The 21,951-nt window shown below is 42.5% G+C and carries 16 protein-coding genes; 8 read left to right on the top strand and 8 right to left on the bottom strand.

From position 1 onward, the window contains the following. Window positions 1–26 precede the first annotated feature (26 nt). From VER99_RS14995 to VER99_RS14980, 4 genes are all read right to left on the bottom strand, one after another. Complete coding sequence (locus VER99_RS14995; protein WP_020334753.1) at window positions 27–1,883, bottom strand: M48 family metallopeptidase; 1,857 nt, start codon at window positions 1,881–1,883, stop codon at window positions 27–29. Next, the gene (locus tag VER99_RS14990; protein ID WP_020334754.1) at window positions 1,883–2,473 is read right to left on the bottom strand and encodes a LemA family protein; all 591 of its coding nucleotides are present in this window, start codon (window positions 2,471–2,473) and stop codon (window positions 1,883–1,885) included. Before VER99_RS14990 ends, VER99_RS14995 begins: the two co-directional genes overlap by 1 nt. A 252-nt stretch (window positions 2,474–2,725) precedes the next feature. Then, window positions 2,726–4,093 carry an anaerobic C4-dicarboxylate transporter DcuC gene (gene dcuC, locus VER99_RS14985; protein WP_020334755.1) on the bottom strand — a complete coding sequence of 456 codons (1,368 nt, stop codon included), beginning with the start codon at window positions 4,091–4,093 and terminating at the stop codon, window positions 2,726–2,728. A 358-nt stretch (window positions 4,094–4,451) separates the two neighbouring features. Then, window positions 4,452–5,576: an acyl-CoA desaturase gene (locus tag VER99_RS14980; RefSeq protein WP_020334756.1), complete on the bottom strand. Its 1,125-nt coding sequence runs from the start codon at window positions 5,574–5,576 to the stop codon at window positions 4,452–4,454. Between the two features lie 271 nt (window positions 5,577–5,847). Here VER99_RS14980 and VER99_RS14975 point away from each other — a divergent pair, with 271 nt between their 5' ends. Both VER99_RS14975 and VER99_RS14970 read left to right on the top strand, forming a co-directional pair. After that, the gene (locus VER99_RS14975; protein ID WP_014234086.1) at window positions 5,848–6,396 is read left to right on the top strand and encodes a GNAT family N-acetyltransferase; all 549 of its coding nucleotides are present in this window, start codon (window positions 5,848–5,850) and stop codon (window positions 6,394–6,396) included. Window positions 6,397–6,605: 209 nt separating this feature from the next. Continuing rightward, complete coding sequence (locus VER99_RS14970; RefSeq protein WP_024372938.1) at window positions 6,606–8,660, top strand: ATP-binding response regulator; 2,055 nt, start codon at window positions 6,606–6,608, stop codon at window positions 8,658–8,660. A gap of 214 nt (window positions 8,661–8,874) precedes the next feature. Here VER99_RS14970 and ylqF read toward each other — a convergent pair whose 3' ends face one another. Then, window positions 8,875–9,819 (bottom strand): ribosome biogenesis GTPase YlqF, encoded by a 945-nt coding sequence (ylqF, locus tag VER99_RS14965; protein WP_020334760.1) that lies wholly within the window; start codon window positions 9,817–9,819, stop codon window positions 8,875–8,877. 469 nt (window positions 9,820–10,288) lie between these two features. Here ylqF and VER99_RS14960 point away from each other — a divergent pair, with 469 nt between their 5' ends. The 5 genes from VER99_RS14960 (at window position 10,289) to VER99_RS14940 (ending at window position 18,154) form a co-directional block, all read left to right on the top strand. Beyond that, window positions 10,289–13,969, top strand: coding sequence for an ATP-binding protein (locus VER99_RS14960; RefSeq protein ID WP_020334762.1), 3,681 nt, complete (start codon window positions 10,289–10,291; stop codon window positions 13,967–13,969). Further along, window positions 13,953–15,107: an EAL domain-containing response regulator gene (locus tag VER99_RS14955; protein WP_020334764.1), complete on the top strand. Its 1,155-nt coding sequence runs from the start codon at window positions 13,953–13,955 to the stop codon at window positions 15,105–15,107. The genes VER99_RS14960 and VER99_RS14955 overlap by 17 nt, the downstream gene beginning before the upstream one ends. Window positions 15,108–15,110: 3 nt before the next feature. Then, the gene (locus VER99_RS14950; protein ID WP_014234091.1) at window positions 15,111–15,722 is read left to right on the top strand and encodes a response regulator transcription factor; all 612 of its coding nucleotides are present in this window, start codon (window positions 15,111–15,113) and stop codon (window positions 15,720–15,722) included. Then, complete coding sequence (locus VER99_RS14945) at window positions 15,719–17,086, top strand: GGDEF domain-containing protein (protein ID WP_020334765.1); 1,368 nt, start codon at window positions 15,719–15,721, stop codon at window positions 17,084–17,086. The genes VER99_RS14950 and VER99_RS14945 overlap by 4 nt, the downstream gene beginning before the upstream one ends. Window positions 17,087–17,266: 180 nt before the next feature. After that, window positions 17,267–18,154: a LysR family transcriptional regulator gene (locus tag VER99_RS14940; protein ID WP_020334766.1), complete on the top strand. Its 888-nt coding sequence runs from the start codon at window positions 17,267–17,269 to the stop codon at window positions 18,152–18,154. Here the strand turns inward: VER99_RS14940 and VER99_RS14935 are convergent. After that, window positions 18,151–18,759 carry a response regulator transcription factor gene (locus VER99_RS14935; RefSeq protein ID WP_014234094.1) on the bottom strand — a complete coding sequence of 203 codons (609 nt, stop codon included), beginning with the start codon at window positions 18,757–18,759 and terminating at the stop codon, window positions 18,151–18,153. The genes VER99_RS14940 and VER99_RS14935 overlap by 4 nt on opposite strands. 353 nt (window positions 18,760–19,112) lie before the next feature. Here VER99_RS14935 and VER99_RS14930 point away from each other — a divergent pair, with 353 nt between their 5' ends. Next, window positions 19,113–19,493, top strand: coding sequence for a hypothetical protein (locus VER99_RS14930; RefSeq protein WP_020334767.1), 381 nt, complete (start codon window positions 19,113–19,115; stop codon window positions 19,491–19,493). A 54-nt stretch (window positions 19,494–19,547) separates the two neighbouring features. On the opposite strand, the gene VER99_RS14925 is transcribed toward VER99_RS14930, so the two are convergent. After that, entirely contained in the window at window positions 19,548–21,176 is a 1,629-nt protein-coding gene (locus VER99_RS14925) for a response regulator (RefSeq protein WP_020334768.1), read from the bottom strand. Window positions 21,177–21,238: 62 nt separating this feature from the next. Next, a complete protein-coding gene (locus VER99_RS14920) occupies window positions 21,239–21,604 on the bottom strand; it encodes an Hpt domain-containing protein (RefSeq protein ID WP_236614659.1) in 366 nt (121 codons plus the stop codon). Window positions 21,605–21,951: the final 347 nt, after the last annotated feature.

The following is a 21,951-nucleotide window of genomic DNA, read 5'->3' as shown; positions in this document are numbered from 1 at the left end:
TAAAGGCGAAAAACAAAGATACGTTTCTAACCAGATATTGTTAGTGGCGGTTCTGGTACTTCAAGGAAGCAAGCCACAACGCGATAAAGCTCTCCTTCTGCGACCGTAACTTCACCATCAGACTCGATTGCGAGTCGGCATGCCTTAACAAACCTTTCTCGTTCTTTTGGTTTTAACTGCAGTAGCAGTTCCAGCGCAGCACGGCTCAAACTCCAGTTGTCATTTGCTTTTTCTAAATCATGTTTAGGAAACCCCAAACAAGCGAGCGCAGAGTGGTACGCGCGTTGTGCATGATCCTGTTGGGAGTGGCTAACCCAAGCCAGTTCCCTGAGCAACCAAAACACACTTTCTTTTAGCTGTTTTAATGTTTTTTTCTGCTTCGTATTCCCAAAAGAAACAAGTAACTGTTTTTCCAGCAAGTTGATCACGCACCATTCTGCCAGCGAGTAATCATTATCAGTTTGAGAAAGATCACGCAGCACTTCACAAAGTCTATTCCGCTGACCTTCGCTAAGGGATTTAAGAGCGGGTATTGCTAATTCAAGCAAAGGAAAGCGGAGATGAAGCGGTATTTCGTAATCGAGCCAAAGGAGTAGCTTCGTTTGAGAGGAAGGTGGTATGTGACATTTTATCATCTCTCGTTGAATATCACTGCCATCGAAGATGATTAGGAAAGTAATGAAGCGCGCACTGTAGGGCTCACGCGCAAGGTCCACAAGTTCTGAAGGTAGTTGTTCAATTAACCGCTGGCCTGCGTCATTGAACTGAACAGGCGCTGTATCTGGCTTGTTGGGAGTTAGTGGTGCGTTTTCCGCAAATCCGCTTATTTGATCACCAGTAAAAGAGGCACTGCTATTGTCAGTCAGGTGCGAATAGTTTCCATCCCAGTTAGGCTCAATACGGCGAATTCTTTCATCAAGCGGTGGGTGAGTTGCAAACAAACCAGAAAATCCGGAGAGCTTACTTTGTCCAAACATCATATGACTCATTTCGTCACTTGCTTTGGTATCAAGTGTCGAGCCGTGAGAATTGCTGCCAATTTTTTTGAGTGCGCCTGCTATTCCCTGATCGTTACGCGTAAACTGAACGGCACTCGCGTCGGCTAAAAATTCACGCTGACGAGAGATCGCGGCTTTTATCATAGAACCAAACAGTGTGCCTAACCAACCCAGTATCAGACAGACGATAGCGATCAGTAGAATGGCGGCATAACCTTTGCTGGAATCTGAAGAGCTACGTGAAAGTCCCCGAGATGTACGGTGAGAATTATCCAGTACTAAGTGGCCAAAATGAGCGATACACGTAATGCCGAATAAGACACCAATCAGTCGAGTGTTGAGGCGCATGTCGCCATTCAGGATATGGCTAAATTCATGCGCGATGACGCCCTGAAGTTCATCACGATTAAAGCTATCAAGGGCTCCCTGGGTTACGCCAATGACAGCGTCGTCGATACTCATACCTGCGGCAAAAGCGTTAATTCCTTGTTCTTCTGCCATCAAGTAGACAGAAGGAACAGGAATGCCCGAAGCAATTGCCATCTCTTCAACGACATTAAGCAGTTGCCTGTGCTTCGAATCTAACGTATCTGGCGAAATAAGTTTGCCTCCAATACTTTCTGCCACTCCGCGTCCACCATTTGAACTTAGCTCGCTAAGCCGAATGAATGAACTAACGAAGACAACTAACGTTACTCCGGCAAAGCTTAACAAACCATAAGTTATGACGTTTTGGGTATCAAATGGCTTACCAGTGGTGCCAAAATAGATACCAATCGATGCAATACTAACCAGACTGGTGATGGCTAATATTGCCAACACAAACAGCATGACTAAAAGCCCGGTTCGCTGACGTGCAGTATCTTGATGGTGAAAAAAATCCATTAAAACTCAACCTTCGGCGCTTCTTGGATGGCTTCGCTATCAGCAAACTCGAGCAATTTACCGTCCTGAAATCCAAACATGTTGGCAAAAATGACGGGAGGGAAAGTTTGTTTGTAGATGTTATAGCTGGTTACTGAATCATTAAATGCCTGACGCGCAAACGCGACTTTATTTTCTGTACTGGTCAACTCTTCTTGCAATTGGCTCATTGTCTCATTGGCTTTTAGCTCTGGGTAAGCTTCAACTACAACATTAAGTTTACCTAGAGCGCTTTGTAACATGCCTTCCGCTTGGCTAAGTTGGCTTATCGCAGCATCGCTGTCTGGCGCTTCACTCGCTGCCTTAAGACCAGATAATGCTTGGTTTCGTGCTTGAATTACACGTTCGAATGTCTCTTTCTCATGCTCCATATAGCCTTTTGCGGTGTTGACTAAATTTGGAATTAGGTCGTAGCGGCGTTTGAGTTGAACTTCGATTTGAGCAAAGCTGTTTTTGAATCGGTTTCGCAGAGTCACCAGTTTGTTGTAGATGCTAATGGCGTATGCCGCGATAAGGAGAACAATAACAATAAAGACGATCAGTGCAGTCATAATCAGTTCCAGGTTTCGAGTAAGTTAGGTTTTTTATATAAGCTGCTGACACAGTAAGCAAACTCTAACGCGAATACCGTTGCACATACGCGAAATATGTCACGTGTTGAATAATGTTAATAGGTTGTGAGAGTGATTGGAAAGACAGGGAAGAGGTAATAGAAGACTGGAGTAGCACTGCTATAAATGAAAAGGCCCGACGTTGCATCGGGCCTTTGTGATTTTTGAAACTAGATGTTGTCACCAGACCTACTAAGCACTCATTGGTACCAGTACCATTGTGCCTATGATTACTGTTACCAAGCCTGCCAGTACAGGTACAGAGGTACGTTTAACCACTTCGAATGGGCTTATTTTCGCCATGCCAGATGTGGCTACGATGACGCCTGATACCGGAGAAATCGTGCGACCTAGATTCGATGCTTGCAGCATTGGGATGATTAAGAACGCAGGGTTCAGGCCCATTTTCGCTGCCAGTGAAGGAGCAAGCTCAACGAAAGCATAGAATGGTGCGTTACCAGAGCCTGTAGCGATTGCTGCCGCAACAGTTAGGGCTGTCAAAATCAGCATAAGAGCAATGCCGCCAGCACCAGCCTGATCCGCTAGGTGAAGTAGGTTATCAATTGCGCCAATAGACATCAGACCTTGTGCAAATACACCAGCAGCAACCAACAGCATTACTACGCCTTTAAACGCGTCGGCCATACCTTCGTAACAAGAATCCAGATCTTCCAGAGACTTTTTGCCGTCAAACTTATTTACAACGTAATGAATAATCGCACCCAAGAAAATAGAGCCAACCACGATGGTATAGATATCCAGACTTAAGCCTGGGATGGTACGGCCATTGAAGAGAAAGACACCGAAGATTGGCAAAAACGGCAGTGCTGCGTAAAACGCCGGTGCATCAGCTTTGATTTCTGATACGTCAATTTTTTCCATTGGCGTATTTTCTTTCTTATCCAGATACTTGTTCCAAAAGAAAGCAGCCGCAGCCATGACGATGATGGCGCAAATCGATACAGGTAGAACGGTTTGCACAGCAAATACATCAAGAGCCAGTCCTGATTTCTCTGCAGCGATAACCACATCGCCTGAAGTCGGAGAAAGAATGATCGCGGCTGGTGACGCACAGACTGCAACGGCTGCTGGGCGCGAGATACCCATCGCTACCATCATCGGGAATAGCGTTGCCATCAAAAGTACACCTAAACCAGTCGCTGAGCTTACTGCTAGAGACATCAAACAAGCCACGATGTACGCTGCAACTAAAAGAACATAAGGAGACTTAATGACAGAAAGTGGTTTCGAGAACTGTTTTACTACTACGTTGTTGGCGCCGATGTGTGTCATGTAAGACGCAAAACCACAAAGCAGCATAATCTGCATGCCTAAGCCACCACCACGGTATTGAAGCATGTATTTAACGTATTCTAATGAGTCCGTTACCATGTTTCCTGTTGAAGTGATGCTTGATGGCAGAACTTGGTGGCCTAAAAAGCCAGTCATGAGAAGTAAACTAATACCTGCAGTTAAAAGCACGCCGGCTGCTTTATAGCCTTTGACAATAAAGTAGCCCACGGCAATGGTCACTATTAAGCCAATTAAGAGCTCTAGCATAAGTGTCTCCAGATGTAATGAAAAAAAGGATGAAACTGTGTCAATTTATGACAGAGAATGTACAGAATTCTTGTCTGTGGCACGAGTTGAATCTGGGACTTACATGATCTAAAACAAATTATAATTTAATAACTAACGACGATTTATTATTTTGTTTAATTATGGATTAATAGGTGTTATATGCTGAATTGTATGGTTAGGAAAGAAACAAAATACTGAGGTTGATTTGCAATTAAAACGACTTGGTGTCCAGAAAATTTTCAAAAAAGGCAGTTGAAAGCGGATTGTGAATTAAGAGGGATATAAGAAGCAAAAGCCCCGATAACTCGGAGCTTTTTAACAGGAGGTCGGGATAAGGTTACGCGTATTGACGAATCATTAGATTCCAGCTCTGCTGTTGTCTTTCAAACTCGGCTTTGATCTGCTGATACTTCAATTTGCAGAGTGAGTATTCATACTTTTTCACGACGTCTGCGGTCTTTTGACTGAACAGCTCTTTTCGAACTTCATAGTACTCCTGCATATGATGAACAAGAGAATCAAACTCTTGCTGAAGTTGGTCGAGAATCGGTTGTGTATTAGGCCTTGATTCTAGCTTTTCTTTAGTTGTCTTCAACAATTGGGTAGCCCGCGCTTTTTCTATTCTGAAAGTCGGCGTTGTACGTAATTTCGAGGTTAACCCTAACCAAGAGCAAGATTTAATCAGCCATTTGGTTGGGTCGTAATGCCACCAATATACGCCGTTACGGTAGTCATTCTCAAAGATGTGATGAAAATTATGGTAACCCTCGCCAAAGGTAAAAAAGGCCAGGATTCCATTATCACGCGCTGTATTTTTGTCAGTAAACGTCTGTTTACCCCAAACATGAGCCAATGAATTGATAAAAAAGGTCGTGTGGTGGCTCATAAATAAGCGAACTGCGCCCACAACCAGTAGCATTCCCCATACATCACCATAAAGAAGTCCCAAGGCAACGGGAAAACCGATATTTGTCACTAGCGCAAGTGGGACATAGTAGTCGTGTTGCCACATCACAATCTTGTCGCGTTTCAGATCACGACAGTTAGTGTATTCATTTTGCTTGGACTTATTGTAATCACGTAGCATCCAGCCAATGTGTGAGTACCAGAAGCCACGCTTGGCTGAATAGGGATCTTTATCGTTGTTATCCACGTGTTTGTGATGGACACGGTGATCGGACGACCAATGTAATGCACTGTTTTGTAGAGAAAACGCACCGCCTATAGCAAATACGAAACGTAAAATTGGATGAGCCTCATACGTTTTGTGGCTCCAAAGGCGATGATATCCCGCAGTAATCGACAAGTTGGTAAAACTGAACGCAATAATGCCCCAAATCAAATGTTCCCAGCCCAACCCAAAGCGGTAGGCATACCAAGGTGCAACAATGAAAGTAAGAACGAAGCTGGCCGAAAATATTAATATATTCAACCAGATAATAGGTGGTCTGTTTTGAGTCACAGTGTTTTCCTGACTTTGAGCTAACAACTGTGCGCTAGAATATCAGCGTACACGTGTAAGTCAAATTGAAGTTATACAAATGTGATGATTCTTGTAGTGTATTCTCCATAAACTTGTCGGCATATTTTGCTTTTAATTAAATAATGAGTAGTATTAAAAAATGAGCTTTGGCTTAAGCTATGGAAAATCTACCAGTAAATAAGGTCTAAATTAGTGAAAAAGACCAAATTATGGCAGAAGAGCAGGATTTATAAGAATATAGGAATACGTAATGGATTTACGACTAGCGGAATATAAGGACTACGAGCGCATCGCGCATCTGCATGCGGAGAGTTGGAAACGTCACTATCAAGGTATCCTCAGTAGCAGTTATTTAGACAAAGATGCTTTGGATGATAAAATGCTGATTTGGCAGACCCGTCTTACCAATCCTCCGTTTAATCAGCACATCGTACTTGCAGAAGAGGGTGGTCTTTTAATTGGCTTTGTTTGCATCTTTGGTAACCATGATTTTGAGCGTGGAACTTTTATTGATGCATTGCATGTCGATGACGCGTTTCGTAGCCGTGGTATCGGAAAACAACTCTTACTTGCCGCCGCTGAATGGCAGCAACAATTCTTCAAAGACAGTGGCTTATATCTGGAAGTCGTTTCACAAAATACTTCAGCAATTGAATTTTATCGCCATATCGGTGGGCGAGAGTGCCAGGAGCGTATTTGGCGCGCACCGGGAGGCACGGAAGTGATGGAAAAAGTGTTTAGTTGGCCGAGTGCGCAAGCTTTGGTAAATGGCATTGAGGACCATGTTGTCTATTCGTAGCCATCGCGTTAGCTTATGATGTTATATGTATAAAGAGCAGCAGGTCGCTGCTCTTTTTGTTGGGCAAGAGCAAGATTGTTTAATATTTATACCATTCCATACTGTATATCGTGGTTGAGTCCTATATAATCACCAGCCCAAAAAGATAATAACAATGATAATCAGTGACAGATATGGAACATCAGAGTAAAGCAGGTAAGTTGGGTTATATGGATGCGATGCGTAAAGTCTATCAGTACGCAGAGCCCAACCTCACACTTGTTGGCTGGCTAGGTTTTATTGGTTTCCCTCTATATTACGTGGTTTGGGAAATGATGTTTCCACAAACTTATGAAAACTTACCGCTGCGTTTGTTCTGCTCACTATTATTCTTAGGCATTATCTTCAGAAATCGATTTCCTTCGGCTTGGCACCGTTACATTCCCATTTATTACCAGGTTACCATCACACTCTGCTTGCCATTTTTCTTCTTCTATATGTTGTTGATGAATGACTGGTCCGAAGTTTGGGTGATGTCGTTCATGTGTGCGATCTTCCTGCACATTTTGTTAGTACATGTCACCAGAGTCATGTTTGCACAGACCTTTACTGGAGTTGCGCTAGCGACGTTTTTTGCCTGGGTATCAAAAGGTTTCCAAATTGACATTGCAATGGATTGGGCACATGTTCCGATCTTTTTGTTTATCTATGTTTTTGGCAATATGTTCTATGTGCGAAACCAAGTTGAACACGAATCAAGAGTGTCATTAGCCAAATATTTTGGTGCAGGCATCGCTCATGAAATGCGCAACCCTCTTAGTGGTCTTTCGACGTCTATTGAACTGATTCGTTCTATATTGCCAGGTAAGCAAATGGCCGATAGCGATCAATATCTTATGACGGGTAAAGATATCGCGCTGCTAAATGAAGTCAGTCAAGACGCCAAGAGTATTATTCATTCAGCGAATGAGACGATTGATTTATTGCTTACTTCTATTGATGAAAATCGTATTTCGCGCTCCACTTTCAAAAAGTATTCCTCTCGTGATGTTGTAGAGCAGGCGATAGACAGTTTCAGCTATGAGCGTTCGACAGACAAACGCGTTATTTCTCTGGATGTGCGGGACGAATTCTGCTTCTTAGGTAGTGATACACTGCTTCAATATATTATGTACAACCTTTTGAAGAATTCTTTTCATCACCGTAGCTCCGAAGATTTCCATATTCTTGTAGAGCTAAAAACTGAAGAGTCGGTAAATAAAATCATTGTGACGGACAATGGTGCAGGTATCGCGTCTGACGTGATTCCCAATATTTTTCAGGACTTTTACACCACTGGCAAATCAAAAAGCTATGGTCTCGGGTTGCCATTCTGTAAAAAGGTGATGTCCTCATTTGGCGGTAGCATTGAGGCGAAGTCCGTTCTCGGTGAGTGGTCTCAGTTTACTTTGAGCTTTCCGCGCTTAAACTCTGACGTTGTCACCAAGATCAAACAAGAACTCATTATGTTGAAGAGGGTTCTTGTTGTGTCGAATCAGGACATACTTCTCTCCAGAGGTTATGAGACGAGCAGCCAAATGGGTTTTTCGCTGAAGTGCATGCAAGTAAATGAAGCACTTGATCACAAGCAAAATGATTGTGATTACGATGCGATTTTTATTGATTTACATAGCTTAGACAGCGCTGTTGATCAGCTCCAGCAATTTGAATCCTTGTTCGCCTACAGCGAAGCACGCATCGTTTACTTATTTGAGCGTCATCCAGTTCCCAAAGAATATCAGCCAGTTAATGAACCGATATGGGTAGAAACGCAAGCGTGGTTGCTTAATACAGCAAATACCATTGACCAAATTCTTTTTGAGCCACAGGATACCACGGTCTCATCAAACAACAGTGAAACCGTACCGTCGGTGCACTCGGACAGACACACAATTATGGTGGTCGATGACAACGAATCACTACGAAAATTTACCGCTATATTGTTGGAAAAGCAGGGGTTTGATGTCATTCAGAAAGAAGACGGACAACAAGCGGTCGAAGCGTTAGAAACAGAGAGTATCGATGTGATTCTCATGGACATTGAAATGCCAGTGATGGATGGGATTGAAGCCTCAAAAGTGATTCGAAACTCTAACAAGCGTTATGCGTCGGTCCCTATTATTGCTTATACAGGAGATAGCACAGGCATTACTTTGGATAAAATTGACTCTTCCGGTATGTCTGATTTCATTGTGAAACCAGCCGATAAAAGCCGCTTACTCGATAAAATAGCGAGTTGGGTATAATACCAATCTAAATAAGTATTTAATCATTCTTGCTAGGTAAAATCGCTGATAGCTGCGTTATAGATTTTGAAATTAGAATAACTAGTTACTGCAATCTATGCCTTGCTCTAAGTGATTTTTCCAGCGCAATTAAAAGACCATCTACTTATCCAGATTGGTATAAAAAAGCTCAGCATTAGGCTGAGCTTTTCGGTATAGGGTTTAAAGAGTGGAATTAACGCTTGTTACGCAAGTAGCGTTTACGTCGTTCTTCTTTACGTTTGGCTTTTTCTTCTTCTTTACGCGCGGTTTCGACTTCCACTTCGATAAGCTCTTGCGTAATCATTTCTGGTCGCTCTAAAGTGATCTGGCCTAACGTTCCCTGACGTAACTCATGAAGCAGAATTTCAGATACTTTGTGTAGATCAACACGGCCGCCTGCACGTAACGCGCCTCGACGACGACCAATCTCTTCCATGATTTCGATATCAGATTCTGGAAGCTCTTCAATTTGATAACGTTGTTTCAGCTTATCAGGGTATTGAGCGGCTAAGTATTCGATGGTGTAAAATGCCACTTCATCATATTCCATCGCGGTATCTTTCACGGCACCTGTTGCAGCAAGACGAAAACCACTGTGCGGGTTTTCTACTTTTGGCCATAAAATTCCTGGCGTGTCAGATAGAACAATACCATTTTGAAGGTTGATACGTTGTTGACGACGCGTTACCGCAGGTTGGTTACCCGTTACGGCGATCGTACGACCTGCAAGCGTATTGATGATGGTTGATTTACCAACGTTTGGAATGCCCATGATCATGGTACGAATGTTTTTGCCGATTTCTTCGCGGTGAGGTGCAAGCTTACGGCAAAGTTCCATAATTTTATGAACTTCCTGAGGCTCAGACGTTGTGATGGCCATCGCTTTCACATTCTGTTCTTGCTCAAGGTGATCAATCCAGAGCTGAGTCATTTCTGGGTCTGCCAAATCGCGTTTGTTCAATACCTTAACGACCGGCTTGTCACCACGAATCTGAGAAATCAAAGGGTTTTCGCTACTAAAAGGAATACGGGCATCCAGTACTTCGATGATCACATCCACTTGTGGGATCGCTTCTTCGATCTCTTTACGTGCTTTGTGCATGTGGCCAGGAAACCACTGGATTGAGTTATTAACCATTTGAGTTACTACCTTAAATTCTGTGCTCATACGGGGTACGGTTACTAACCTGAATACTTGGCGGAACGTTTTGATATGGCCAGTATACTGGAAGTTGTAAGTATCTTTCCTATGTACCGCAGAGTTGAGCTTCATTCTGCTGTTAATCGTGTAGTTTATCACGTAATCCCATTAAGCACTCAAGATGATGGCGAAAAACCGTTTACTGAGTATTAAGTGCCGAATATTTGAGCTTACAGTTATTCATCCTCATCTTTACAAATGTAAGATGCAATCTGGTTAATATTATTTGCTGAGATATTGAGCGCAAAAAGAATGTAGTCAAAGGTGGAAGATTCTGTAGGAATGTACTTACTAATTTTAAAATAATCTTTATATATCAATATAATATGTATGTTTTGTTGTGGTGTTGATATTTGACTTTTGAGCCTCTCAGATTAATCTGACTTCCCAATCAGAGGAAGTCGTTATGATCAGCATTTTAAGAAAACTATTCTTGCTATCCGTTACGTTATTTAGCGTTGTGGTTTCTTTTAATGCACCTGCGGACTCAACGATTAAAGAGCGAAAAGACACGGTGGTTGTTGGCGTGATTACTCAGCACAACGCCGGTGACTCAATGCTTGATAGTATTGGTCCTTTCTATGACATCAACCTAGATTACCTGACCAACATTTCAAAAGCGCTTAACTTCAAGCTAGAGCTTCGTCCTTACAAACATATTCCTCCTTTGTTAGCTGACGTAGAGAGCGGTGTCATCGATGGCGCAGTTGGGTTTAGCAAAACAAGTGCACGGGAAGGTCGCTTCCTGTTTTCGCAGCCATTCTTTTCAAGCACCATTGCAGTTTGGTATCAAGATGCCAGCCTTAAGCAACGATCAAATCAGGAAATTCACTGGGTTTGTGTTGAAGGCAGCTCATATTGTCACAACCTTAAATCTCAGGGGTTCGACAACATCAGTTATGCCAGAACGCGATTAGAAGCCTTTGAAAAGGTCCGTTCTGGTCAAGCGAATGCACTCATTTCTACTTATGTCGCGATCAACCAATATCTTGATCAGCACAATATCGTTAAAGGTTTGGTAGACATACCAGAATGGCTGAATTATGAAAACGTGAGTTTCATTACTTCGCCTGAAAATCAGGACCTTATTAATCAGATCAATAAGATTCTAAGTTGGGAAAAGAGCGGGAAAAATATTCGCTCTGTTGCTTCCCAGAACCCTTACCACATCAACGACAAGCTATTAGTTGAGTATCGTAAGCATTTAGGTGTTGAGCACAAGATTACTTACAGCAGCAGCGAAGAAGCGTATCCGTTTTTATTTAAGAATGCTCACTCTGATCATCTGGATGGTTTTCTTCCGGACTTCATCGAGTTAATTCAATCCCGAACTGGCTTATCATTTAAATTTGTTAAGCCAAAAACGAGCTTAAGCAGTGGCTTGACCGCTTTTAACTCTGATCTTGTCCCTGTGGCTTATGTTGATGATGCACCGGTTTCTGACTGGTTGGTGACAAAGCCCTTTATGCGTAACAACTTCGTGTCTATCCGAACGGAAGAGCGCAATGTCGATGTGACCGAAAGCTCGAAGCTTGGCATTTTAATCAGTTTGAAAAAGCAAGGGTTAGTGCACTTAGACTCATGGCAGCATGATCGCTTTTCTCGCTACGATGATCCCAAGCAGCTATTGATGGATCTGAAATCGGGTAAGTTAGATATTGCGTATGTCCCTGATGATATTGTCCATAGTTTGATTGCTCAGGACCAGGTCGATGGTTTAGTCATTAACGAGCATGACGCACTGACATTCTCTATCGCTTTTGCGGTGTCTAACCACAATACGCAGCTGAAAAACATGCTCGATAGTGTCATCGACACGATTGATTCAAACGAAATAGAAAAGCTGCTTCGTTCACACCGAAACTTCAATTTAGTCTATGGCTATGACGATGAACACATGACAAGAATCGTTGTGTCAGGCGTCGTGGCGTTTATTGTGCTGTTAGTTGTGGCGTATTTTGTCTTAGCTCATTTGAAGTTAAAGGTAAATTTAGCCGAGCTGAATGCCAATAATGAAGAAAAAGAAAAGCAGTGGCTTATGGAAATTATTCAGGAAATCAACAGCCTGGTATTTATCCATGACGAGAATAACCACTTAGAGATGAGTAACTGCGCCCGCCACAAACATGGTCAATGCCAAGGCTGTAGCCTACAAAGTTGTGCGACGGGTCTGCGCCTTGTCGATAACGAAGATGAGCTGAGCAGAGTTATTGAAGGAGAACGCATTACCGAAGAGGTTGCGTCGGCGGGGTGTAAGTTAGGCATTAACCATGTCTACCGAGAGCGAAAATCAATCTCTTCTCCGAGTGGTAAGAAAAAATTCGTCCTTACTGTCGTACAAGACATTACGCATCAGAAGGAACGTGAACAGGCACTTATCGATGCGCAAGAGAAGGCGCAGACGGCTGTGCGGGCTCGTGAAAACTTTTTAGCAACCATGAGCCATGAGTTGAGAACGCCATTGTCAGCGGCGCATGGCATTCTCGATTTGCTTCAGCGTCAGGTAGAGGATACTTCGAACCGTGAGCTTATATCTCAGGCGATGCTTGCCCTAAATCATTTAAATACCCTGGTTGATGAAGTTCTGGATTATTCCAAATTGGAAGCGGGACAGTTAACTGTCGTACCAGTACAAACGGATTTGTTATCAACACTTTGCGACGTTTTACGTAGCTTTGAGCCAAAAGCGTTAGATAAAGGGCTGGATTACAAGGTAACCGTGAAGCCTTTCAGACACCGTCTCGTGGAAATTGACACATTAAGACTCATCCAGATCATCACTAATCTGTTGTCTAATGCGGTCAAATTTACCTCTGAGGGCGAAATTGCGATTAGCGTCATTTTGCATGAATCGCAGTTGACCATAAAAGTAGCGGACACTGGCATTGGAATGACAGAAAACCAGTTAAAAGGTGTTTTAGACCCTTTTGTTCAGGCTGATGACACGATTACGCGTAAATATGGTGGAACTGGACTAGGGCTTAGCATTGTCGATCGCTTGATCCAATGTATGGGCGGAGACCTCACGATTGACTCTCAATATGGTCTGGGAACGACGATGGTTGTGAAGCTACCAGTAACCTTGTGTGAACTCAACTACGAGTACTATCCAGAGCTGACTTACAGTGAAGCATTACCACTGTCTGTTCGTCAGTGGTGTGAAATCTGGAATATGAAAACACCGAATGAACCGTCTGACATAACGGCGAATTTAATCCCTGAAAAAGATCAGCAAGGGCGCTGTAAAGGCGTTCTGTTTAGTCAGCATGAAATCGCACCTATTTGTCTTTCATTGCGTGAGATTCAGTACCCAGACACCCTGTTAAGCTTGTTCGATCAAAGCCATCAGAATGTGATTTCAACGGAATTACCCCAAGAATCTATCGCTTGGGTTAAGGGTACCGTTTTGATCGCGGAAGATAACCCGATCAACCAGAGCATTATTTTGATGCAGATGCGTGAGCTTGGTATTGAACCCGTGATCGTCAATAACGGTCGTGAAGCATGGGAATATCTGCAGCGGAACGAACAAGTCTCTGCACTTCTGACGGATTTTCATATGCCAGAAATGGATGGCTTCGAGTTGGTTAAGAGAGTGAGATCTTCACAGGTTTTTGAAACGCTGCCAGTTATCGGCGTAACGGCTGAAGATTCCCGTCTGGCAAGTGAGAAAGCGAACGAGCTAGGCATGGATAATGTGCTTTATAAGCCGTATGACTTGGATAAATTGAAGGCCATATTGCTTCCTTTTTTAGGTCAGAAAGAAAAAAGCCCATCAATAAACTGGATTGATAAGTTTACCTCACAAGATGCCAGAGAAATTGCTCAAGTGTTCCGCCAATCGATGGCGACGGATGTGGCTAAGTTGAAGAAAGCGACCACAGACAATGACAAAAAACGAGTGATTCACGGGATTAAGGGAGCGGTAGGCGCAATAGGCATTTCAGTGTTAACCGATCTTTGCATCAAGGCAGAGAAGGTCAGTGCTACAGAATTGGATAAATTTGCAGCGGAACTCATTATACATATCGAGCAGGAGATCGAGAACGTACAGAACTGGACAGAAATACATGAACAGAACATTTAGTGCCATGGTGATCGACGATCATCCCCTTCAAACCACTTTGCTAACCCATGCCTTACGCAAGCATGGTGCTTTTGTTGCCCCATTTAACTGCGTAGATAAAGCAATTATGTGTGCGGAAACCACGCAATTTGATGTCATCTTCTGCGATATCATGATGCCCGGAAGAGATGGGGTCGACATGATGGAGTTGCTTGATGATATAAACTATCAAGGCAAGGTCGTCATAGTGAGTGCGATGGACTTGACGATCATTTCAGCGGTTAAAGCCATGTGCAATGACTTTAGCTTTGAGGTGGTTGGTAAGTTACAAAAGCCTTACGATCAACTTGAAGTCGCTGACATTGTTGACAAAATGCAGCAAGACACACAAAAGAAAGCGACATTTATTCAACCGATCGAAGTCGATGATCATGAGTTTATCTGGGCGTTGGGTGAGGGGCGAGTAAAAAACTACTATCAGCCATTGGTTAGTACGAAAAGTGGCGAGGTGCTTGGTTATGAGGCTCTTGCGCGCTGGTATCATCCCATTTATGGCGTGTTATCACCTTACCATTTTTTGCCAATTGTTGAACGCTGTGGTCTGTCGAAAGCGCTTTTTGATGCGGTATTTAACAATGTCATTTACGACATCAAACATCGTGGCTTTACACAAAAAGTATCCATCAATGTTGATCACGCCAACTTAGAAGATCCGCAGTTTGCGAGCCGTTTTCTTTCCCTGTGCCATGACAATGATATAGAGCCGGAACAAATCACGATAGAAATTACTGAACGTGATACGTTCCAGGCCAGTACCTCAATTTATAAAAACCTACTCAAGCTACGAATGAACGGTGTCACGGTGTCTATTGATGACTTTGGCACTGGCTCGTCTACGTTTGAAAAGTTAGCGCAACTGCCTTTTAACGAACTCAAAATCGATCGTTCTTTTGTACACGGTGTCGAAAGCGATCCCAAAAAACGAAATATTGTCGTTGCCATTCGCTCGTTAGCAAAAAGCTTAAATATTCACGTTGTCGCAGAAGGTGTTGAAAACGAGGCGACGATGAAAGTGATGCGTGAATACGGAATCGACCTTTGCCAAGGTTTTTACATCAATAAACCTATGCCCTTAGAAGCCATAACCATACTGAGCTAAAAAATGAATAGACTAAACTGCTTAATCTTTGACGATCATCCACTTGTTTGTGTTGCGATTAAATACCTGCTTGAAGAGTTAGGCGTCGCCAATGAAGTGATTACAGCCACTTCTTCGAGAGCAGCACTGACAGCGATTAAAGAGTGCGACATCGAATTACTAATACTAGATGTGAATTTATCCGATTGTGACGGCTTCGACTTCTATAAACGTATCAAATCACACGGTTATGCTGGGAAAGTGATTTTCTTCTCTGCTGAAACAAGCCAAATGTACAGCCAGATGGCATTTCGCTCGGGCGCAGATGGCTATGTATGTAAATCAGAAAATCACGAAATACTGAAAGATGCCATCGAAGCGGTATCGAAAGGGTACTCATTCTTTAAGTTTAAACAGGTGGCCAGCGAGGTAAGAGCGGCACCACAGCTTTCAAGCAGAGAGAGCTCGGTAATGAAGTACCTGTTACAAGGTAAATCGAACCGCGATATCGCAGAGGTATTATCTATCAGCGATAAAACCGTCAGCACGTATAAGCGCCGCGTGTTAGACAAATTTAATGTCGACAATATTGTTGAGTTGACAAGGGTTGCGGGAGATTTAAAGGACGTGATATGAACGTGAATCTAAGAAATGTCTCGTTGTCATTCTTCATCGCTACTTTACTGTTTGTTACGTCGGTCGTCACTATTGGCGCGGTAGTGTTCTCATACGAGAACAAGCAGTTTCGCTCTTATGTCGAGGGTTTATCTAAGGTAAAGCAGCAAGTGATTCTGTTAGGCTTGCTGACAGAATCTCAGCTTGATCAGCACCAGAATAGCAGCGCTGAAAGTATAGAATCGCAAACGAGCTTAAGTTTTCGCGATGCGATATATTCTTTAGATTCCAGTAAAAAGCTCAATTACGTTGAAGCAGTCGCACGTAAAGTTTTCCATGAGGCGGAACAGTATTTATCGAATGTTTATAAAGACACTGCATCGGTACTGTACTTTCGTTCTTACACCGGAAATAAACTGATCGTTGAGCGTCCGGTTGAAGGGCTGGAAAACAACAAAAGTGCGTTCGATTTAGAAGTATGTAAAGAGAATATTTCTTGTGCAAAGGAAGCATGGAAAGGTCAATTAACAGATCGTGTGTTGTTCTCAAAGCCGTTTAAGAGCAGCTCTACAGGTGAATACGCATTGAGCGTCATGAGCCCTGTGTATCATCATGGTGAACTGGTGGGTGAATTCTCGACTCAGATGCATTTAACTGCGCTTTACCAAGAAGGAAAAGCGGTAAAGTCGATCATCAATAATGGTAATAAACAGTTGATCATCTACTTTCCGGGTTATCCATGGACGCATTTTTCCTATACCCAGTCGTATATGGCAGACAACAATAACTTGGTCGTTTACCAATATCCTTTCAGTAAACTGCTGGTGGATTATAGCTATCTGTATGTGATCTTTTTTATTGTTGCGTTCGCTTACTTCTCCAAGGCTCATGAGTCAAATCAGAACAAAATGCAGCTTGCTAACGCATTGACTGATGTGACAAAAGATGAACTTACAGGCTTATATAATCGGAGGTTATTTAAAGATAACACCTTTAAAAACCGATTAGCTGAAGCCTCTTACTCGGTGATGGCGATAGACGGCAACCGAATTAAGAAAATTAACGATTGTTTTGGGCATCATGTTGGTGACGACGCTATCGCTATCATTGCTGAGTCGATGAAAAAAGTATTCAGAAACAGTGATTATCTTGTAAGAACCGGGGGAGATGAGTTTTTGGCTATCTTGCCTAGTTGCAGCGAAAGTCAGGCGTCTGTACTTGCTAAAAAATTACAGGGTGTCGTAAAGGACAATCGACTAAAAGCGCTCGATATTGAAATTAGTGTTTGTACCGGCTTGGCCACAAGCGAAGAGCACGAAGTCCTTGAAGATGTGATTATTCGTGCGGACGAAGAGCTGTATGAGATGAAAAAGCGACGAGATTAGCACCGCAGGGCTGGTTTAATGTTGTGCGTATATGAAACGACAAACAGTGCAATGACATAACCATTTGATAAATTTGACCAAACGAGAACTTTAGTCTTTTATATTAGGGCAGCCGCTTGTTAAAAGTCGGCTGCCTTACTTTTTCTGATAAAGAACATCCGACGTAAGTGGTGCCTCGTTTTGAATAAAGACCTCGATCTCAATCTATTAAAAATACTGGTTTTGCTAGAAAAGCATCGTCAGCTCAAACCCGTTGCTAAAGCTCTCGGGAAGAGTGAAGCATCAATCAGCAAATATCTCGCCCGCTTACGTGAACAGCTGAATGATGAATTATTTATTCGCCATCCCCATCGCTTTGAACCCACAGATTATCTGATACGCCAATTGCCTCAGATTGCTGACGCGCTTGATCAATTAGAAACATGCTTGCTTCGCTCTGAGTTTGATCCAGAAAACTACGAGAAAGATATCACCACCTCTTTGCCTCAAGTGGCACAATACTCGTTTGGTCACTTGCTCGCGATGGAATTGATGGCGGTGTTTCCGAAAGCTCATATCACGATCACAACTAATAATGATCATACAGTTGAGGACATATTGCTTGGTAAAGTGGATGTTCAACTGCATTATTTTAATGATGAACTGCCAAAATCCATTTACCAGCACTTTGTCGGTTATGCACCAGCGGTTGTTGTTGTGTCAGAGGAATCGGGTATTACCACTTTAGAGGAGGCCGCCGAATTACCTTTTGTCATGCTTGGGCTAGTCGGCTGGAAAGAGCGCGAACAAATAGCGAAAAGAGTGATGGAAGAGAAAGGTCTCACCATCGACAGGGTTGCGACATTGGATAACGTCAGTGCGGTCCTGAAGCTCGTCAAAGAGATGGGCGCAGCAACCGTGTTACACGAGTTTCAATCACCAATAGATGGTTATCGTTTTATACGTGTTCCTGAATCTTACTACGTGGATGGTTGGCCGAAAGTCGTGTTACAGATGAAGCAAAGCCATCGCTACGATGCAATGCACCAGATTTTAACTGGTGCCATTGCAAAACATATGGCGATTTAACCGAAAACCCGAGCGTTTTCTGATTGCGGAAGCGTATGCAGTAACTCTATTAGAGAAGTCGCATGGTACTTTTTCAAAATTCTTGTTTTATAAGTACTGATGGTTTTTGCACTCAGTGATAACTGCTCAGAAATTCGCTTGTTTGAGTAACCCTGAGCTAAGTAGTGGAACACCATGGCTTCTCTTTTCGACAAGGCAACACTGTTTGAAGACTGTGTGTGTTTCAGTTTAAACATCGAGTAACCACGAGAAACACTGACAATAGCGTCCATAATAGTTTGTTTACTCTCGTTCTTGTTCAAAAAGCCGTTTGCGCCAAGCTCGTAAGCCGCTTTAGACAAGCTTGAATAGTCTTTGGAAGAGATAAACAGAATCTTACCCTGGTACCCGGTCGCTAAAATATTTTTTGCTAAACGCATACCGTCTCTATCGCCAACGACCACGTCTAAGATAATTAAATCAATCCGTTGATTTCGAACTAAGTCCATCACTTCTGCGCTGCTTGTAGACTGTTTTACGTCTGCAGTATTCATTACATTGTTTACAAGTGTCGCAAGTGCGTCACTGTAAAGCGGTTGTGCATCAATAATAAGAACGTTTTTCACAGTGGACCTCATTTAATTATTAAAGTTAATTGTTTGCCCGTATACAACCTTATCGGATTGATTATGATTGTAGGAAAATTCCTGATTATTTGAAGGAAAATGACATTTTCGAAAAACGAAATTCACAAAAATTATTTTATTTATCAGAAGTTAGGTGGGTTTTTCTTATTTGAGGCTTTACGATAAGACGCTATTTTAAAATAATTTATGTAATTAGATTACAAATTTGACTGCTTGAAGCTGCGAGTTAACTCTCACATTTAATGAAGATGAATTATGGGTGAGATTGCATAATAAATGTCAGAGTAATTGTCTTTGAGTTGTAGAGCATACATTGTGCTGCGGGAGTAAGAATGACGAAACAGCGAGTTTGGATTGAACGTGGGGCTATTGTTAGTAAAAACAGCTCAAAACCATTAGCCATTTCCAACGTAAAAAGTATTTACGTTAAAGAGCACGACAGTAAGAGCAAGGTAAAACGCGCTGCGCTAATAGGGTTTGTATTTAGTTTTGTCGCTGCTTTAGCACATCCAATACTGTCGGTAGTTGTATTTACGATTGTGTTTGGCTCAAGCTATCTCCTGACTAAGAAATATGAGCTTCGTGTTTCCGTTTACAATAATGATGAGATCGGCGTCGTTGAGTCGGGACTGTGCTTGAGTAACGATCGCTCTGAGTTTGATAAAGTCGTTACTCAGGTACACGAGTTAAAATCAGAACAGCAAGAATCTTAAGTGTTTATAAGCACGTTAGCGGCTAATTCCTAACGTGCTTTTGCCCATTCCAGCCTAACTGTTTAATCTAATGTTATCTTTTGCAGACTGATACATCGCTGAGTAACTCATGGTGCTCAGTTCTTCTCGGCTATATGCAGTCGTGACCACTTGATCACACTCATTAAGCTTAGTAAAAATTCGGTATTCACCGTGATAGGCAAAGGGACGAAGTGACGCTAGTTTTACGATGGCTAAGCAAATTTTTTCTGAATGAGGAAAAAGATCATGCAATTTGAAATAGTGGTCAAAGTGAGAAGTCATTCCAAGTGTTGCGTTAGATTTTTTCTCAGACAGCTGTTTTCTTATTGAATCGACTCTTAACTGAGCCTCCAGCAATCGCTCCTTCAATTTCTTTAACATATGCATCTGACTTCGGCGAATACTTGGGTGCTGTAAATCCGAAATGGCCGAATGAGCGAGCGGTAGGACAGATTCCATTTCCTCCAAAAGTGAACAACGCTCAAGTAAGACACAAAGGTGATACAAGTCGTAAAAGTGTGTTAACTCATTCGTTTTTAGAGCTTGTTTTATACCAGACGTTGCAGATTTTAAGTCCCCGCGAATGAGTGAAATATGTGCTGAGAGCAGAAGAGCATGCGTTTTAAATTGAGGGTGACTGTGTATATCACTGATTATCGGATTTAAACCAGACAACAAACTTTCAAAACAGTTACTCAGAGGGTTATTTAGCGCACGATATAGATAACACCGCGTGAAATTGAGCTTCGTGTATATCTCGTCTCTGAAGGTGTGAGCGTTTTTTTCTTCATAGCGTCTAATATAGGTCACGGCATCATCGTATGACTCGTTTGCTAAGGAGAGATTAGTGATCACCAGTTCACGTTCTGCCCCTGAATCTACAAGTGCGATCGATTGTTTAAGGTGTTTTATTGCTGTTGTGAAATCGTCTTTTTCAACCGCGATTTTAGACATCTCGTCGTGATAATAAGGGTTCTCTACTTGATCGTTAACCGAGTTGAGAACCTGCTGGGCTTTTTCTAGCTGATTGGATTTGATTAAGGTGTTTGCCAGTGCAATCTTAACCCAGTCGAAACCGTAATCGTCCAGTAGTCCTTGATACTCTTCTTGGGCTGCAAAAAATTGCTTGCTGTTGACCAACGCCAGCGCACGATACTGCTTGATGACAATAGAATACTCAGGGTAGAGGGGAAGCAATGCGTCACAGGCTTCTGTTGCGCCGCTAAAATTCAGCGATTGAAGCTGCTTGTAAATAGGTAAAAGTGCAGCCCGTCTTTCCATCGCCGACAGAATTCGATTGCGAAAGATTTTAAAGTTTAAAGGTTTGAAAAAGTAATCGTCAGCGTCGCTGTCTTGGATGGAACGGATGATCTTTGGGTTATCTTCTCCACTGAGGAAAACAAACGTTGTATGCGCAGGAAGCAGTTTCGAATATTGCAATTCCTCTAAAATCTGGAATCCGTTAAGAGAAGCCTGAAAATTATAGTCGCAGAGGATCAAATCAAACTGGGTTTGCTCACATAGACGGATTATTTCTTCCGGTTTGTGCGCATAGCTAATGTCATCCATTCCTGATTGTTTGAGGATTGACGTTATGGTGCTGGTGACCAGTTTTGAGTCGTCGGCGATTAGCACTTTACGCTTGTTAAGGTTAGGGAGCATGGCGCTATCCTCAGGCATCAAACTTAGTGAATGAGATGAACATTTTGGTCCTACTTGAGATTTTAATAACAGTAAACCTTAGGTGAGTTGGCTTTTCGTGCGTTGTAGGCCTTCCAATTTTTGACATCGACGATGCTCTGTTTCACCTCTTTCATTAGCGATGATAAGGCGACCGGGTAATCAGGTGAGGCAAGCTTGCCGAGTTTTTCGGTATAAATAGCCGACTGGTTTATGGTTCTTAAACCTAATTGCGCCGTGCTGCCTTTTATCTTGTGCAAGATGGCTAATGCATCCTGAGTACTTGTTGCGCCCATTAATAACAACTGTTCTAACTGAGTGACGTCGTGGTTCATGGTTTCGATGTAGGTTTCCGCCATATGAATTCTCATATCTTTAGGGAAATTGAGTAACCATTGTGTGTTTAACATAGCGCGAGAATTCATAGTAACTGGTGGTCAACGGTAGTTTTAAAACGCCTATGATCGTGTACAAATTCACCAGATAGGTCAAGGTTATCAGTATTGGTCTTAATTTATAAGTTATTGATATATATTGCTTAATTTTTATGTAGGAGTAATCCTACAGCAGTTTAGGACAATATTGACTACGGGCATGATTTTCGTAGCGGAATATTTGTAGGACATATATCTTTGAGGCTACCCATAAGTAGCTATTGAGATATTTTCGCTGAGTAAGGTTTCTCGATGTAAATTGGGATAAATACGTTGTATTTTCATTTACTTTCATGAATGCTACACGAGGTTAAGCGAACCAC

This window comes from Vibrio natriegens NBRC 15636 = ATCC 14048 = DSM 759, from assembly GCF_035621455.1.
Lineage (GTDB): Bacteria > Pseudomonadota > Gammaproteobacteria > Enterobacterales > Vibrionaceae > Vibrio > Vibrio natriegens.
The sequence above is the reverse complement of the archived record's forward strand: the minus strand, read 5'-3'. Positions and strand labels throughout refer to the sequence as shown.

Coding starts and splice junctions, on each gene's coding strand:
- VER99_RS14995 (WP_020334753.1), bottom strand. CDS start 1,883: ATGGATTTTTTTCACCATCAAGATACTGCACGTCAGCGAACCGGGCTT.
- VER99_RS14990 (WP_020334754.1), bottom strand. CDS start 2,473: ATGACTGCACTGATCGTCTTTATTGTTATTGTTCTCCTTATCGCGGCA.
- dcuC (WP_020334755.1), bottom strand. CDS start 4,093: ATGCTAGAGCTCTTAATTGGCTTAATAGTGACCATTGCCGTGGGCTAC.
- VER99_RS14975 (WP_014234086.1), top strand. CDS start 5,848: ATGGATTTACGACTAGCGGAATATAAGGACTACGAGCGCATCGCGCAT.
- VER99_RS14970 (WP_024372938.1), top strand. CDS start 6,606: ATGGATGCGATGCGTAAAGTCTATCAGTACGCAGAGCCCAACCTCACA.
- ylqF (WP_020334760.1), bottom strand. CDS start 9,819: ATGGTTAATAACTCAATCCAGTGGTTTCCTGGCCACATGCACAAAGCA.
- VER99_RS14960 (WP_020334762.1), top strand. CDS start 10,289: ATGATCAGCATTTTAAGAAAACTATTCTTGCTATCCGTTACGTTATTT.
- VER99_RS14955 (WP_020334764.1), top strand. CDS start 13,953: ATGAACAGAACATTTAGTGCCATGGTGATCGACGATCATCCCCTTCAA.
- VER99_RS14950 (WP_014234091.1), top strand. CDS start 15,111: ATGAATAGACTAAACTGCTTAATCTTTGACGATCATCCACTTGTTTGT.
- VER99_RS14945 (WP_020334765.1), top strand. CDS start 15,719: ATGAACGTGAATCTAAGAAATGTCTCGTTGTCATTCTTCATCGCTACT.
- VER99_RS14930 (WP_020334767.1), top strand. CDS start 19,113: ATGACGAAACAGCGAGTTTGGATTGAACGTGGGGCTATTGTTAGTAAA.
- VER99_RS14925 (WP_020334768.1), bottom strand. CDS start 21,176: ATGCTCCCTAACCTTAACAAGCGTAAAGTGCTAATCGCCGACGACTCA.
- VER99_RS14920 (WP_236614659.1), bottom strand. CDS start 21,604: ATGTTAAACACACAATGGTTACTCAATTTCCCTAAAGATATGAGAATT.